This is a genomic window from Nitratireductor basaltis, from assembly GCF_000733725.1.
GTDB lineage: Bacteria > Pseudomonadota > Alphaproteobacteria > Rhizobiales > Rhizobiaceae > Chelativorans > Chelativorans basaltis.
Window position 1 is genome coordinate 411,549 of sequence record NZ_JMQM01000002.1, and the last position, 15,491, is coordinate 427,039.

General features: G+C 61.0%; 16 protein-coding genes. 8 read left to right on the plus strand and 8 right to left on the minus strand.

All coding sequences use genetic code 11. The features are described 5' to 3' along the window. Position 1: 1 nt before the first annotated feature. From EL18_RS14380 to tkt, 6 genes are all read right to left on the minus strand, one after another. Positions 2-751 (minus strand): SGNH/GDSL hydrolase family protein, encoded by a 750-nt coding sequence (locus tag EL18_RS14380; protein WP_036485741.1) that lies wholly within the window; start codon positions 749-751, stop codon positions 2-4. A gap of 103 nt (positions 752-854) precedes the next feature. Further along, positions 855-1,880 (minus strand): class I fructose-bisphosphate aldolase, encoded by a 1,026-nt coding sequence (locus tag EL18_RS14385; RefSeq protein ID WP_036485743.1) that lies wholly within the window; start codon positions 1,878-1,880, stop codon positions 855-857. Positions 1,881-1,984: 104 nt separating this feature from the next. Then, positions 1,985-3,181 carry a phosphoglycerate kinase gene (locus tag EL18_RS14390; protein ID WP_036485745.1) on the minus strand — a complete coding sequence of 399 codons (1,197 nt, stop codon included), beginning with the start codon at positions 3,179-3,181 and terminating at the stop codon, positions 1,985-1,987. 96 nt (positions 3,182-3,277) lie between these two features. Then, positions 3,278-5,110 carry a potassium/proton antiporter gene (locus tag EL18_RS14395; protein ID WP_036485747.1) on the minus strand — a complete coding sequence of 611 codons (1,833 nt, stop codon included), beginning with the start codon at positions 5,108-5,110 and terminating at the stop codon, positions 3,278-3,280. A gap of 128 nt (positions 5,111-5,238) precedes the next feature. Further along, on the minus strand, positions 5,239-6,246 hold the full coding sequence (gene gap / locus EL18_RS14400; protein ID WP_036485748.1) for a type I glyceraldehyde-3-phosphate dehydrogenase: 1,008 nt from the start codon (positions 6,244-6,246) through the stop codon (positions 5,239-5,241). Positions 6,247-6,375: 129 nt separating this feature from the next. Next, positions 6,376-8,370, minus strand: coding sequence for a transketolase (gene tkt, locus EL18_RS14405; protein ID WP_036485750.1), 1,995 nt, complete (start codon positions 8,368-8,370; stop codon positions 6,376-6,378). A gap of 286 nt (positions 8,371-8,656) precedes the next feature. Between tkt and EL18_RS14410 the strand changes: the two genes are divergently transcribed. Genes EL18_RS14410 through EL18_RS14430 form a run of 5 tightly spaced genes read left to right on the plus strand, consistent with a single transcriptional unit; the run spans position 8,657 to position 11,086 of the window. Further along, entirely contained in the window at positions 8,657-8,941 is a 285-nt protein-coding gene (locus EL18_RS14410; protein ID WP_036485752.1) for a DUF4164 domain-containing protein, read from the plus strand. A 17-nt stretch (positions 8,942-8,958) separates the two neighbouring features. After that, positions 8,959-9,345, plus strand: a complete 387-nt coding sequence (locus tag EL18_RS14415; RefSeq protein ID WP_051914308.1) for a cell division protein ZapA — start codon at positions 8,959-8,961, stop codon at positions 9,343-9,345. A gap of 54 nt (positions 9,346-9,399) precedes the next feature. Next, positions 9,400-9,960 (plus strand): ribosome maturation factor RimM, encoded by a 561-nt coding sequence (gene rimM / locus EL18_RS14420; protein ID WP_036486447.1) that lies wholly within the window; start codon positions 9,400-9,402, stop codon positions 9,958-9,960. After that, positions 9,957-10,667 (plus strand): tRNA (guanosine(37)-N1)-methyltransferase TrmD, encoded by a 711-nt coding sequence (gene trmD / locus EL18_RS14425; RefSeq protein ID WP_036485754.1) that lies wholly within the window; start codon positions 9,957-9,959, stop codon positions 10,665-10,667. Before rimM ends, trmD begins: the two co-directional genes overlap by 4 nt. Beyond that, positions 10,664-11,086 (plus strand): GFA family protein, encoded by a 423-nt coding sequence (locus tag EL18_RS14430; protein ID WP_036485757.1) that lies wholly within the window; start codon positions 10,664-10,666, stop codon positions 11,084-11,086. Before trmD ends, EL18_RS14430 begins: the two co-directional genes overlap by 4 nt. A 43-nt stretch (positions 11,087-11,129) precedes the next feature. Here the strand turns inward: EL18_RS14430 and EL18_RS14435 are convergent, their stop codons facing one another. Next, positions 11,130-11,954 carry a manganese catalase family protein gene (locus EL18_RS14435; protein WP_036485759.1) on the minus strand — a complete coding sequence of 275 codons (825 nt, stop codon included), beginning with the start codon at positions 11,952-11,954 and terminating at the stop codon, positions 11,130-11,132. A gap of 304 nt (positions 11,955-12,258) precedes the next feature. Between EL18_RS14435 and rplS the strand changes: the two genes are divergently transcribed. From rplS to leuC, 3 genes are all read left to right on the plus strand, one after another. Then, the gene (gene rplS / locus EL18_RS14445; protein WP_036485763.1) at positions 12,259-12,777 is read left to right on the plus strand and encodes a 50S ribosomal protein L19; all 519 of its coding nucleotides are present in this window, start codon (positions 12,259-12,261) and stop codon (positions 12,775-12,777) included. Between the two features lie 42 nt (positions 12,778-12,819). Next, positions 12,820-13,410 carry an MgtC/SapB family protein gene (locus EL18_RS14450; RefSeq protein ID WP_244444610.1) on the plus strand — a complete coding sequence of 197 codons (591 nt, stop codon included), beginning with the start codon at positions 12,820-12,822 and terminating at the stop codon, positions 13,408-13,410. A 237-nt stretch (positions 13,411-13,647) separates the two neighbouring features. Beyond that, positions 13,648-15,063 (plus strand): 3-isopropylmalate dehydratase large subunit, encoded by a 1,416-nt coding sequence (gene leuC / locus EL18_RS14455; RefSeq protein WP_036485767.1) that lies wholly within the window; start codon positions 13,648-13,650, stop codon positions 15,061-15,063. Between the two features lie 67 nt (positions 15,064-15,130). On the opposite strand, the gene EL18_RS14460 is transcribed toward leuC, so the two are convergent. Beyond that, entirely contained in the window at positions 15,131-15,433 is a 303-nt protein-coding gene (locus EL18_RS14460; protein WP_036485769.1) for a hypothetical protein, read from the minus strand. Between the last annotated feature and the right edge of the window lie 58 nt (positions 15,434-15,491).

Sequence of the window (15,491 nt, forward strand, 5' to 3'; positions counted from 1 at the left end):
ATCAGGCGACCAGCCGTCCCGGGCGATCCACCTGACGGCGTTCCTCCATGTAGTGCAGCAGATGTTCCGCCCAAGCGCGGTAGCCTGCAGCCGAAGCGTGAAAGCCGTCTTCGGCGAAGCCTTGCTCAGGATCGTCGATTGGCAGTGGCAGGGCCGGTACCACGCCGCGCTCCTGACAGAGCAGCGTCCCCTTGCGGTTCACAAGCTCGGCGCGGATGGCGAGAATCTTTCCCAGAAGCGGCGGCAGCGCTGGCATCTGCCGCATATTCACGATGGGCGACCAGACGATCAGCGCTTCCGGCCACTTGGCCCGCAATGCGTAAAGCAGCCCGCCGAATTCGCGCTTGAAGCGGGGGATGGTGTGGAAGTTCTTGGCATCATTCGTGCCCACGACCAGCACGATATGCGTCCAGTTTTCATCCGCCAGATTGGGAATGACATGATCGCGCAGCTGGCCAGATGTCGCCGAGTTGAAACCCGCAGCACGCCAGGTAACGGCGCGGTCATGGCGAAGTGCGATCAGGCGCGCCAGCTGCGATGGAAGCCCGTGGCTGTTGTCTGCAATGCCCACACCCGCGGCAGAGGAGTCGCCGATCACCAGCAGGCGTACCGCGGGGTCCTTGCCTTCGATGCGATGGCGAACAGGGCCCTGGGGCGGCAGCATGCGCGGTGTTCTGAGGCGGACACCGATGCCCTGCCAGGCATAGACGGGAAAGGCGATCCAGGAGAAGGCGGCTTTGAGTGCGTTCATGGCCAAGCCTTAGCAAAGGCTGCCGGTGGCGTGAACTCACATTCGCTTCATGCGTGAAGCGAAACGGCGGAGGAGCATCGGCCCTCCGCCGCATTTACAACGATCAGGCAGCCTGTTCGAGGTCCTGCTTCCAGCTGCCGCTGGCTGCAAGGCCGTTCATGCGGGCACGGTGGGTGAAGGCGCGCTGGCCTGCAGCCACGTTTTCCGCCTTGCCGCCCCATGCCTTCAGGGCTGCTGCCTGCAGCGCGCGGCCATAGGAGAAGGTCAGCTTCCACGGCATGTCATAGGTCGCATTCATGATCGACAGATGTGCGGTTGCCTCTTCATCCGACTGACCGCCGGAGAGGAAGGCGATGCCTGGAACTGCGGCCGGCACGGTGGCCTTGAGGCAGCGTACGGTCCGCTCTGCAACCTCTTCGCGGCTGGCAGTGCGTACATTCTTGCCGTCGATGATCATGTTCGGCTTCAGGATCATGCCCTCAAGCTTCACGCGGGCATCGAAAAGCTCGTCGAAGACGGTCTTCAGAACCCACTCGGTCACGTCGTAGCAGCGCTCGATCTTGTGGGTACCGGGATTGCCGTCCATCAGCACTTCGGGCTCGACGATCGGGACGATGCCGGCTTCCTGGCAGAGCGCCGCGTAGCGTGCGAGCGCCTGCGCGTTCTGCTTCACCGCACCCCAGGTGGGAAGACCATCGGCAATCGAGATGACACCGCGCCATTTGGCAAAGCGCGCGCCGAGCTCGTAATATTCGTTCAGGCGCTCGCGCAGGCCATCGAGACCTTCGGTGATTGTCTCGCCTTCAAAACCTGCAAGCGGCTTTGCGCCCTTGTCGACCTTGATGCCGGGAACCGCACCGGCGTCAGCGATCATCCGCGCGAGCGGCGTGCCGTCCTTTGCCTTCTGGCGAAGTGTCTCGTCGTAGAGGATGACGCCGGAGATGTGGTTCTTCATCGCCTCGTCAGCGGAGAACAGCATCTCGCGATAGTCGCGGCGGTTCTCTTCGGTCGACTCAAGGCTGATCGTGTCGAAACGCTTCTTGATGGTGCCGGTGCTCTCGTCTGCGGCGAGGATGCCCTTGCCCTCAGCCACCATCCTGGCGGCGATATCTTCAAGACGTTCGCTCATTCTCGTGCCTCCTTTAAAGCCATTGAGAGGCGATTAGCAGAAGGCACGAGAAAACGGAATGTGGGTAGAAGAACCCTAATCGATTGAAAGGAAAGGATTTTACGTTAATTGCTTAACGCGGCCACGCCCGGCAGCTCCTTGCCTTCCATCCATTCAAGGAATGCACCACCCGCGGTGGAGATATAGGTGAAGTCTTCGGCGACACCTGCCTGGTTGAGTGCTGCGACCGTGTCACCGCCACCGGCGACGGACACGAGCAGACCTTCGCGGGTGCGCTGGGCGGCGAAGCGCGCGGATTCCATCGTGGCCTTGTCGAAGGGTTCGATCTCGAATGCACCAAGCGGTCCGTTCCAGACCACGGTGTCGGCGCGCTCAAGCCATTCCTTGACCTTCTCGATGGAATTCGGCCCCACATCGAGGATCATGGCATCAGCGGGGACCGCGTCCACATCCACGACCTCAGAGGCAGCGCCTGCCTTGAATTCGCGTGCCACCACCGCATCGGAGGGCAGGATGATGGCACAACCGGCGGAAGCCGCATCGATCATGATCTGCTTTGCCGTCTCTGCCAGGTCATGCTCGCAAAGCGACTTGCCGACATCGCTGCCACGGGCTGCAAGGAAGGTGTTGGCCATGCCGCCACCGATGACCAGTGCGTCGACCTTTTTCACGAGGTTGAGCAGGAGATCGATCTTGGTGGAGACCTTGGCACCGCCGACCACGGCCAGAACCGGACGGTCCGGATTGCCGAGGCCCTTTTCCAGCGCCTCAAGCTCTGCCTGCATGGTGCGACCGGCATAGGCGGGCAGGAGGCGGGCGAGACCTTCGGTGGAAGCATGGGCACGGTGGGCCGCGGAGAAGGCGTCGTTCACGTAGATGTCACCATTCTCTGCCAGCGCCTTGGCAAATTCGGGGTCGTTCTTTTCTTCGCCTTCGTGGAAGCGGGTGTTCTCCAGAAGCAGTATGTCGCCGCCGGTCATTTCCTCGATTGCATCGGCAGCTTCGTCCCCGATGCAGTCGGAGGCGAAATGGACGCGGCGGTCAAGCGTGGTTTCCACGGCATATGCAATGGGCCCGAGCGAATCGGCTTCCGTGCGCTTGCCCTTGGGGCGTCCGAAATGGGCGAGCAGGATGACCTTGGCGCCCTTGTCGGAAAGTTCGGTAATGGTCGGCGCGATACGCTCGATCCGGGTCGTGTCGGTCACGCTGCCATCCTTGACCGGAACATTGAGGTCAACGCGCACAAGCACGCGCTTGCCGGATACATCGTCCAGATCGTCAAGTGTCTTGAAACCAGCCATCTACCCGCCACTCCTTCTTGAAAGGCAAAACGCAATCGGGCTGGAACATACAGTGAGGCTGGCGTCTTGCAAGGTGGCTGCACGAGGCCAAAGCGCTTAATTTTCTCCGGCGCGTGGCTCTCGCGCGGTTTTGCGGCTCTGCAACATCGCCCACAGCCGACGCAGCAATTCGCTGACGCTGATGAAGGCAGGCACCTTGGGCGCCTGGGCAGGTGGTTCGACCGACAGACCGATGGAGGTGATGTGATCGTCGTCGTCCACGTCGCGCACAATAAGCTCGATATTGCCGAGGGTGACACGGTCGGCATATTCGGCGCGCCCTCCAAGCCTTGCCGCGACGAGCTCGGCGATGGTCATTTCGAGTTCTTTCTCCTTCAGGCCGGGCGCATAGGCCTGTTCCAGTTCCAGCGCAGGGCGGTCGGGATCAACCGCGAATGCACCGAAGAATTCGGCATCTTCGGAATCAACCTCGGCGGGGCTGGCAAACAGGCGGTCGAGCAGACGCGGATAGCGGTCGGGGACGAAGATGTAGACCCGATCGCCGGCCATGAGGCGGCCTGCATACTGATAGGTCATGGATCGCCCGTCGCGCAGCACGAGCGACGGTCTCGCCCAGCGCGGAATGCGCGCGCCGCGTTCCACCGGACTGCCGGCGACGATGCGATAGGCTAGTAATTCGTGGTGGGCGGAACCGGGCAGTTCCAGTTCCACCTTGTTGAGTGGCCCGAGGCGTGGTGGAACGACCATTCCGAGGCGACGCGCAAGCGGGCCCACGGTCCAGCCCTGTATCATCAGCGAGACGAGAACGATGATGAAGACCGTGTTGAAGAGCGCCCGCCCACCATCAATATTGTCGATGACCGGCGTGATTGCGAGCAGGATCGAGACGGCGCCGCGCAGCCCAACCCAGGAGATGAAAGCGGTTTCCTCGCGAGTGAAACGGAACGGAAGAAGGCATAGCGCAACCGCGATCGGCCGGGCCACAAAGATCAGGAATACGCCGAGGACCAGGGCGGGCAGGGCGATCTCCGGGAACTGCGACGGTGTGGCGAACAGCCCCAGAACCAGGAACATGATGATCTGGGCAAGCCAGGTCACCCCATCCTGGAAACGCTTGATCTGATCGGTCGCGCGCAGGCGGCTGTTGCCCGCAACGAGCCCGGCAATATAGACCGCAAGAAAGCCCGAGCCTCCAAATGCGCCTGTGATTGAGAAGACCAGCAGGGAAAGCGCGAGCACGAAGATCGGGACCAGCCCCTGGTCGAGCCGCAGGCGGATGACGAGGCGCACGATCAGATAGCCTCCGATCAGGCCGGCCACGAGACCGATGCCCATCTGCTGCAGGAACCCGAATGCAACGTCGAGCGCGAGCTTTTCCGGTTCGGCAGCCGCACCGGTAGCGATCAGGCTTACCAGGGAAAGGGTGAGGAAGATCGCGATGGGATCGTTCGAGCCGGATTCCACCTCCAGCGTCGAGCGCACTCGGTCTCGCACGGAAATGTTGCCAACGCGCAGCAGGAAGAAGACCGCCGCGGCGTCCGTGGAGGCGACCGTGGCGCCCAGAAGCATGGAAGGCAGCCAGCCCAGATCGGTGATGAAATGCGCCGCAACGCCAACAATGCCTGCCGTCAGCAATACACCAAATGTTGCAAGAGTGATCGCCGGAGCTGCCGCCGCGCGAAAGGAAGCGAGAGAGGTGCCGAAGCCTGAATCGAACAGGATCACGGCGAGCGCGAGGGAGCCGATGAAATAGGCGGCAGTCGCATTGTCAAAATCCAGCCCCAGGCCATCGGTACCCGCGGCCAGTCCAATGCCAAGAAATATGAGAAGGAGAGGCGCGCCGAAACGTCGAGCGATCAGGCTTGAGAAAGCTGCGAGTAGCACCAAGGCAGTGCCGATCAAGATGATTACGTAAATGCCCTGATCCATCGCCCTCGCTGCCTGCTTTTTACACTCTACAACATGAGGCCGGTTAACAACCTCATCAACAGCCAACATAAAAAAACGCCCGGTTGATGGCCGGGCGTTTTGTCACAGCGGAATTTTTGGCGCGTCGATCAGAGGGTCTTGGCGATTGCCGTTGCGGTATCGGCCATGCGGTTGGAGAAGCCCCATTCGTTGTCATACCAGGACATGACACGCACGAGGTCGCCGTCGATCACCTTGGTCTGGTCGAGAGCAAAGGTGGAGGAGGCGGGGTTGTGGTTCATGTCGATCGAGACAAGCGGCTCGTCGGTGAATGCAAGGATGCCGTTCAGCGAACCATTGGCTGCGTCGACAAGGGCCTTGTTGACCTCTTCGACCGTGACCTTTGTCTTCGGCACGAACTTGAAGTCGACCACCGAGACATTCGGGGTGGGAACGCGGATGGCAACACCATCGAGCTTGCCCTGAAGCTCGGGCAGAACAAGGCCGACAGCCTTGGCCGCACCCGTCGAGGTCGGGATCATGGACATGGCTGCCGCGCGGGCGCGGTAGAGATCCTTGTGCATCGTGTCCAGCGTCGGCTGGTCGCCGGTATAGGCGTGAACCGTTGTCATGAAGCCCTTCTCGATGCCGAAAGCATCGTTGAGGACCTTGGCGACCGGTGCCAGGCAGTTCGTGGTGCAGGATGCGTTGGAGATGATCGTGTGGTCGGACGTGATCTTGTCGTGGTTCACGCCATAGACGACGGTGATGTCGGCGCCGGATGCGGGAGCGGAAACAAGAACGCGCTTGGCGCCTGCCTCCAGATGCATGGAGGCCTTCTCCTTGGAGGTGAAGATGCCGGTGCATTCCATCACGATGTCCACGCCAAGGTCACCCCATGGCAGCTTGGACGGGTCGCGCTCGGCGAACACCTTGAAGCTGTCGTCGCCGATGCGGATCGTGTCGCCGTCGACCTTCACCTCGCTCGGGAAACGACCGTGAACACTGTCATAGCGCAGCAGATGTGCGTTAGTCTCGGCAGGGCCAAGATCGTTGATGGCAACGATGTCGATGTCCTTGCGGCCGGACTCGTAGATTGCGCGGGCTACATTGCGGCCGATGCGGCCAAACCCGTTGATGGCGACTTTCACTGTCATGGACTTCCTCCGGAACTTGGAGCCTTGGGAAAGGCGTGAGGGGACGCGGTCTGTCTAGCTTTCACAGCCAGCAATTGAAAGCGGCAGTCCGGCGTCTGGCATGAGCCAGCGCCGGACGCTCGTTCACGTTCAGTCGGCCTTGTTCAGGCGTGCTTCCGCCGCCTGAACCGCGGCTTCCGCGGTGATGCCGAAATGCTCGTAGAGCTCGGGCGCAGGCGCGCTGGCACCGAAACCCTTCATGCCGATGAAGACACCGTCTTCGCCGATAAAGCGTTCCCAGCCCATCGAGATGCCGGCTTCAATGGCGATGCGAACCGTGTTCTTGCCCAGAAGCATATCCTTGTACTCGTCGGACTGCGCCTCGAAGAGCTCGAAGCACGGCACGGAGACAACCCGGGTTGGCACGCCGCGGCCTTCAAGCTGGTTGCGCGCGTCGACGGCGATCTCGACTTCCGAGCCGCTGGCAAAGATGGTGACCTTTGCCTCGTCGCTTGCAGCGAGAAGCTCGTATGCACCGCGGGCGCAAAGATTTTCCGACTTGTAGTCGTTGCGCACCGGCTCAAGCTTCTGGCGGGTGAGCGCCAGCGTAGAAGGAGCATCCTTCGTTTCCAGCGCGACCTGCCAGCACTCGGCTGTCTCGACCGGATCGGCCGGACGGAAGACGAGGTGGTTCGGGATCGCACGCAATGCAGCCAGATGCTCCACCGGCTGGTGGGTCGGGCCGTCTTCGCCAAGTCCGATGGAATCATGCGTCATCACGAAGATGGAGCGGATGCCCATCAGCGACGCCAGACGCATGGCCGGTCGTGCATAGTCGGAGAAGGTGAGGAAGGTGCCGCCATAGGGTATCACGCCGCCATGCAGCGCCATGCCGTTCATGGCTGCAGCCATGCCATGCTCGCGGATGCCATAGTGGATGTAGCGACCGGAAAACTCGCCCGGCTTCACCGCGCCCAGCTGGCTGGTGCGGGTGTTGTTGGAACCGGTGAGATCAGCAGAGCCGCCAATGGTTTCGCTGAGCGCATCATTGATGACTTCGAGAGCGTTCTCCGAGGCTGCGCGGGTGGCAAGCTTCGGGTTCTCCTCGCCAAGCTTCTTCTTGTAGTCGTCGATGGCGCCAGCAAAGCTTTCCGGCAGGTCGCCACGCATGCGGCGCTCGAACTCGGCGCGCACTTCGGCGCTGACCGCAGCCAGGCGCTTCTCCCACTCCTTGCGCTCCTTGGCGGAGCGAAGGCCGGCGAGGCGCCAGTCGTCCAGAATGTCTGAAGGAACCACGAAGGGTTCTGCTTCCCAGCCGAGTTCCTTGCGGACGGCTGCGATTTCCTCGGCACCCAGCGGCGAACCGTGAACCTTGTTGGTGCCGGCCTTGTTGGGCGAACCGTAGCCGATGGTGGTGCGGAATGCGATCAGCGTCGGCAGGTCGGATTCGCGTGCGGCTTCGATCGCGGATGCAATGGCATCGGGATCGTGACCGTCTGCGCGGATCGTGTTCCAGCCGGACGCTGCAAAGCGTGCGCACTGGTCGGTGCTGTCGGAAAGGGACACAGGACCATCGATGGAGATCTGGTTGTCGTCCCACATCACGATGAGCTTGTTCAGCTTCAGGTGACCGGCAAGTGCGATCGCCTCCTGGCTGATGCCTTCCATGAGGCAGCCGTCGCCGGCGAGCACATAGGTGTAGTGATTGACAAGCTCGTCGCCATAGCGGGCATTGAGCAGGCGCTCGGCGAGCGCCATGCCGACCGAGTTTGCCAGACCCTGGCCCAGCGGACCCGTCGTCGTCTCGATACCGGCCGCATAGCCATATTCGGGATGGCCGGCAGTGCGGGAGCCGAGCTGACGGAAATTCTTGATCTCGTCGATCGTGATGTCCTCATAGCCCAGCAGGTAAAGCAGGGAATAGAGAAGCATCGAGCCGTGACCGGCGGAAAGCACGAAGCGGTCGCGGTCTGCCCAGTCCGGCTTCTTCGGGTCATGGGTCATGAAGCGCGTATAGAGGACAGTTGCTATGTCCGCTGCGCCCATGGGCAGGCCAGGATGGCCGGACTTCGCCTGTTCGACGGCGTCCATAGAGAGGAAGCGGATCGCATTTGCCATCCGGTCGTGTTTGTCGCGTGAGATCATTGGTGCTCGCAGGTCGGGTGCCAGGTTGTGATCGAGCTTGAGGCCGGCGGCCCCAAAAAAGCAGGCGAGACATAGCAGGTAGGGACTTTAAGTCAATAAACAGCCTGATTCGTGGCTGCGGTCCTGCGTGTTCCGGTAGGACCTGAAGCAAGAGAATTGCACTGCTTCAAATTGGGGGATAGATGGTGCACTTTGTTGACGCCGGGTTCATCCGGCGCATAATCTTTCAGAACTAAAACATTCAGATTCCGCATATTTTGCAGGCGGGCGGCTGGGAAAGATGTCCATGAACATCCAAAATTCCGGCGATACCACGCTCCGGGAAGCGCTGGGGCGCCTTGGAAAAGCCATCGAGACGCTTGAGGCGTCTGTCGATGCACGCCTGGAAAAAGAGCATGACTATGCCGAAGCCGAAGCGGAAGTGCAGCGTATGGGCGCAGATCGTGCGCGACTGGCCCAGGAACTCGACAAATCCGAAGCACGTGCCGAGCGGCTGGCGGATGTGAATCGCGAAGTGTCGCGCCGGCTGGTCACGGCGATGGAAACCATACGCGCCGTTCTTGACCGGTAGGCGCAACGAGGCACCTGATGGCACAAGTCACGGTCACCATTGATGGCAAGGCCTATCGCATGGCCTGCGACGAGGGGCAGGAAGAGCACCTCATCAGCCTGGCGGAGCGTTTCGACCGCTATGTCGGTCACCTGAAGGATTCCTTCGGCGAGATCGGCGATCAGCGGATCACCGTCATGGCGGGCATCATGGTGATGGATGAGCTCGTTGAACTGCAAAAGCGCATCCAGGGGATGGAAACCGAGGTCGCAACGCTTCGAAAGACGCGTGACGAGGCGCTTCTGAAGGCGGACAAGCAGGATTCCGCGCTGACCGGCGTGATCCTGGAGCTTGCCGAGCGTATCGAAGCCGTGGCAGTGAAAATCTCCAGCGGGGACAGTTCGACCGATACGCCGTCGGGCTGATCTTTCCGGAAAAGCGCGGTCTTGCGCGGCCTTGCAACTTGGACTGAGGTGATGATGGCAGTGCTTCGCGATCCCGTGCAGCTCGGCGTGGTGGGTGCGCCCCACGGCATTCGCGGTGAGCTGCGGGTCAAGAGCTTTACGCAAGATCCATTGGCTATCGGTGACTACGGGCCGCTCCACACGGATGATGGGCGGGAGCTTCTCGTGCAGAAAGCGCGTCCGGCAAAGAATGTGCTGGTGGTTTCCTTCGCAGGCGTCAATGACAGATCGGGTGCCGAGGCATTGGCTGGCGCGAGACTGTTCGTGGAACGTGCCGTGCTGCCGCAGGATCTGGATGAGGAAGAGTATTACCACGCCGACCTCATCGGCCTTTCCGTGCGCGATGCAGCAGGTGAAGACTTCGGCAAGGTGATCGCCGTTCATGACTTCGGGGCAGGCGACATCCTTGAGGTGAAACCGGTTTCGGGTCGCAGCGTCATGATGCCCTTTACCCGAGATGCCGTGCCGGAGGTAAAGCCGTCAGCGGGCTATATGGTCGTCGATCCGGCTGCAGCGGGCCTGATCGCCAGTGACGAAGACGGCAGCGAAGCCGATGAGAGCGAGGCGCATCCATGAGTTTTCGCGCCAGCATCCTGACGCTTTATCCCGAAATGTTTCCCGGCCCGCTCGAAACCTCGCTGGCGGGAAAGGCGCGCGAGGCGGGCACCTGGGAACTGGAGACGGTTCAGATACGCGATTTCGCCACCGACAAGCATCGAAGCGTTGATGACACCCCTGCCGGTGGAGGCGCTGGCATGGTGATGCGGCCGGATATTCTGGCCAAGGCAGTCGATCATGTCGCGCCTGCCGATGATCCGCGCCCCAAGCTTCTGATGAGCCCGCGCGGGCGGCCTCTCAACCAGAAGCGCGTGCGCGCGCTGGCAGAAGGGCCGGGGGCTGTCATTCTTTGCGGGCGCTTCGAAGGTGTGGACCAGCGCCTGATAGAAGCGCGGGATTTCGAGGAAGTCTCGATCGGTGATTACATCCTGTCAGGTGGAGAACCTGCGGCCATCGTGCTTCTCGATGCGGTGATCCGATTGTTGCCGGGTGTCATGGGAAACCAGCATTCGGGCGAGGAGGAAAGCTTCGAGAGCGGACTTCTGGAACATCCGCAATATACCCGTCCGCGCGAATTCGAGGGCATGACAATCCCCGAAATTCTTGCCTCGGGCAATCATGCCAGGATTGCAGAATGGCGCTACGACCGGGCCGTGGAACTGACGAAGAAGCGCCGGCCCGATCTCTGGGCTGCCTATTGTCGTGAAGGGAAGGCGCAGCGATGAGTGGTCCGAGCGCGCCCAGGCGTATTGGCAGTTGCCATTGCGGGAGCGTGAAATTTGCCGTGCGGCTTGTCGATGACCTCGACCGGCCCCGACGCTGCACCTGCTCCTTTTGCCGAATGCGCGGGGCAGTGACCGTGTCGGCGCGCCTGGACGATCTGGAAATCCTGCAGGGGCAGGAAGCCTTGACGCTCTACACCTTCAATACCGGCGCGGCGAAGCATTACTTCTGCTCGCGCTGTGGGATCTACACCCATCACCAGAGGCGCTCCAATCCGGAAGAGTTCGGCATCAATGCCGCCTGTCTCGAAGGTGTGACGCCGTTCGATTTCAGCGACGTGCCGGTAACCGACGGGGTCAACCATCCTTCGGACGGCAATGAAAGCCGCATCGTCGGTCGGCTGAAATACGAACAGGACTGAAAAGGAAACAGGGGAGCCGTGGCTCCCCCGCTTGTCGTACATCCTACATCTGTTCCTTCTGCGCGCCTGAGCCCTTGCGCGCCTTGCCGAGTGATGGCTCCTGACCCTGCGGTTCGGGCTTTTCCCTGACCGAGAATTCCGCCTTGCCGTCGAGCGAGGGACCTTCGGTCCAGCGGCCCTTTGGCGCTTCCTTGTCGAGCAGCGTGTTGAGGAAGTAGTAGGAATGCTCGGTTGCCTCGTGATCTTCCGGAGTGGAGTTCGGGATCGGCAGCGATTTCTCCAGGCCGCCAAGTTCCTCGATCACGGCAAGCCACTGCTGCTGGTGCATCGTGTCGCGTGCGATCAGGAAGGACAGCATGTCCTTCATGCCGCCATCGTCCGTCATGTTGTAGAGACGCGACGCAAGAACGCGCCCGCCTGCCTCGGCGGTGGCATTGGCCAGCATGTCGGCGCCGATATTGCCGGTCGCATAGATGTGGCTCATGTCGAAAGGCACGCCATTGGAATTGACCGGCATGGCCGAAAGGCCCGAAGACAGGATGTGGCGCGGATTCATTCCGCCCAGGATGGCATTGACCACCGGGTCTTTCGCGGCTTCCTCCTGCATGGACAGGGGCGCCCCCTCAAGGTTCAGCGCCACGGCATGTCCGAGAAATTCGATATGGGACAGTTCCTCGGTTGCGGTCGCAATCAGCAGGTCGCGATATTTGTCATCGCCGCGTGCGCCCATGGCCTGAAAGAAATACTGCATCGCCACGCGGATTTCGCCTTCGACACCGCCAATGGCTTGCTGAAGCATTTTCGCAAAAACGGGATTGGGCTTGTCAACGCGCACTTCGTATTGAAGCTTTGAGGAGTGATGAAACATAAGTTTGGTCCCTTCAATTGTCTTGGTGACCGGAAACCAACAATGGCTGCAGCCACGATGTTCCGGAAAAAGTGAGCGGTGGGGTCATGTTTTTGCGACTGTGGCCGGTCCCGATTGCAGTTGATTTCCGGGTCCCGTTGCGTTATGTGCGCGTACCGCTGCCATGGGAGGTCCATGGCCGTGACCAATCAATGAAGGTGAATTCGCTCCTGCTTCGTTCGAAAGAACGGACACTCCTCAGGCGGTCAGAGACTGTCGGCGAGATGAGCGCTCTGGCACTTCGCAAAGAACAAGAGGTGTGACGATGGACCTTATCCGTCAGCTTGAGGCCGAGCAGGCCGAGAAGATTGCTGCACAGCGCCAGCTTCCCGAATTTTCCGCAGGCGACACTGTTCGCGTGCAGGTTCGCGTGACCGAAGGTACGCGTACCCGCGTACAGGCCTTCGAAGGCGTCTGCATTGCCCGTTCCGGCTCCGGCTTCCAGGAGAACTTCACGGTTCGCAAGATCTCCTATGGTGAAGGCGTTGAGCGCGTGTTCCCCGTCTACTCCCCGCTGGTCGAGGGCGTGGAAGTGGTCCGCCGCGGTAAGGTTCGCCGCGCGAAGCTCTACTATCTGCGTGACCGTCGCGGCAAGTCCGCCCGTATCACCGAGAATACCGGCGTTCGCGCCCGCAAGCTCAATGATGCCGAACGTCAGGCCGTTGCCGACGAGAAGGCTCGCATCGAGGCCGAGAAGGTCGCAGCTGCAGAGGCTCTCGCACAGCAGAAGGCCGCAGAGGAAGCAGCACAGAACGAGGCTGCAAACAACGAGAACCAGGGCTAAGCCACGGGTTTTCTCTGAAGGGAGCAGATCCGCTCCTGTCAGATGAGCAGAATATCGAAATGGCCGGTGCGATTGCGCCGGCCATTTGCGTTTCGCGCCATGCCGGAACCAGCAAGCAGCATCATCCGTTTGTGCGGAATGGATGCTCTGGTTCAAGAATTCGATTTCAAAACCGTCATTCCCGTGCAGATCATTGCGTTGCGCCTTGTCGCGGCTGTCATCATGGGCGGTTTCCTGGGCTTCGAGCGGGAACTGGCGGACCGGCCTGCCGGACTTCGCACGCATATGCTCGTCTGTCTGGCTTCGGCAGCATTTGCCATCATTGCGATTGAAATTGTGTCGATGCCTGTTTTTGGCGCCGATTCCGTGCGTAGCGATCCGATCCGTCTCGTTGAAGCCATCACGTCCGGCGTGGCCTTTCTTGCCGCCGGTTTCATCCTGTTCAAGGGTGGCGAGGTGAAGGGCCTGACCACCGGGGCCGGGATGTGGATTGCCGCTTCCACGGGCCTGGCGCTGGGGCTTGGCCTCTGGATCGTCGCACTTCTGGGATGTCTTCTTGGCGTGCTTGTTCTGGCCACAATGCGACGCTTCGAAACAAAGCTCGATCTCAAGGAGCCGCGCTCCGAAGAATAGGGGCTCGCATAATTGCCGATCTCGCAAAAGCTTGGTAAAAGCGCGGTCATGGAGCGAATGGACGGCACAAGCGCATATCAGATGATTGTCCTGCAGGATGCAAAACGCCTGCCGGGACGCTTCTATGCGCATCTGACCGGTGCGGTCAGCTGTCGACTTCGCTAGGCGGACCAGCCCGGGCGCTGCCATAGCAGCGCGTCAGCCATCAAATTCAAAGCTCCGCCCAGGAATAGTGACATGACCAAACCACGCACCCTTTACGACAAGGTATTCGACGATCATCTGGTTGACAGCCAGGATGATGGCACGTGCCTGCTCTATATCGACCGCCATCTCGTTCATGAAGTGACCAGCCCGCAGGCTTTCGAAGGACTGCGCATGGCAAGCCGCCCGGTGCGCCACCCGGAAAAGACGCTGGCTGTGGTCGACCACAATGTGCCCACCTCGCCGGATCGCAAGTTCGGCATCAAGAACGAGGAAAGCCGCATTCAGGTCGAGGCGCTTGCCCGGAACGCATCGGAATTCGGTATCGAGTACTACAACGAGGCCGATCAGCGGCAGGGTATCGTGCACATTGTCGGTCCGGAACAGGGCTTCACACTGCCGGGCATGACGATCGTGTGCGGTGACAGCCACACTTCCACCCATGGCGCCTTCGGCGCGCTGGCCCATGGCATCGGCACCTCGGAGGTCGAGCATGTTCTGGCCACGCAGACGCTGATCCAGCGTCGCGCGAAGAACATGCTCATCCAGGTGGATGGCAAGCTGCCGGAAGGCGTGACCGCGAAGGACATCATCCTCGCCATCATCGGCGAGATCGGTACGGCCGGCGGCACCGGTCACGTGATGGAATATGCAGGCGAGGCCATCCGTGCGCTTTCCATGGAAGGCCGCATGACGGTCTGCAACATGTCCATCGAAGGCGGCGCGCGCGCAGGCATGATCGCGCCTGACGAGACGACCTTCGAATATATCAAGGATCGCCCGCGCGCACCCAAGGGCAAGGCTTGGGACATGGCACGTGCCTATTGGGAGACGCTGAAGACCGACGAAGGTGCGCATTTCGACCGCGTGGTGAAACTGGACGCGGCCAATCTGCCGCCCATCGTCACCTGGGGTTCTTCACCTGAGGACGTGGTTTCCATCACCGGCGTCGTGCCCAACCCGGAAGACATTCCAGACGAGAACAAGCGTCAGTCCAAGCGCCGCGCGCTTGAATATATGGGCCTGACACCTGGCACCAAGATCACCGATATCGCGGTCGACCGCGTCTTCATCGGCTCGTGCACCAATGGTCGCATTGAGGATCTGCGCGAAGCAGCCAAGATCGCCGAAGGCCAGAAGGTGAAGGACGGTCTGGATGCCATGATCGTTCCGGGCTCCGGTCTGGTGAAGGCGCAGGCCGAGGCCGAAGGGCTCGACAAGATCTTCAAGGCTGCCGGTTTCGACTGGCGCGAACCGGGCTGCTCCATGTGCCTTGCCATGAATGACGACCGCCTGAAGCCGGGCGAGCGCTGCGCCTCGACCTCCAACCGTAATTTCGAGGGCCGTCAGGGCTTCAAGGGCCGCACGCATCTCGTATCGCCCGCCATGGCCGCGGCGGCAGCAATCGCCGGACGCTTCGTGGATATCCGAGAGTGGCCAAAGGTGTAAGCTTCATCATCTGAAACAGGAAAAGGCGGCTTTCGGGCCGCCTTTTTTCGTTTGCGAAAGCTGATAATCAGCGCCGTATGATCTCGTGGAATTCGTCGCGCTGGCCGGGCACGTCGACACTGACCACCAAGGCCAGTTCGCGCTTTTCGAACTCCTCGAACCACTCGTCCCATTCGACGATCTGGTTGCCGCCGATATGGTCCGCACCCTCGTCGGTATCCTGATAGGCATGTTGTCCGAAAGCGATGCGCAGAACCGGGCGTCCTTCGTCCATGCCCGGTGCGGGGTCGCTGATGACGGGCTTGCCCGCCCGTGCGGCTGCCCAGTCGCGGATCTCGTCGTGATCGGTAAGTGTTCTTGTCTCTGCCATCTGGGAAGCTCCTTTGTCTGCTTCCCAACGCGTCCAGCTTCCAGCGGTTCCCCTGAGA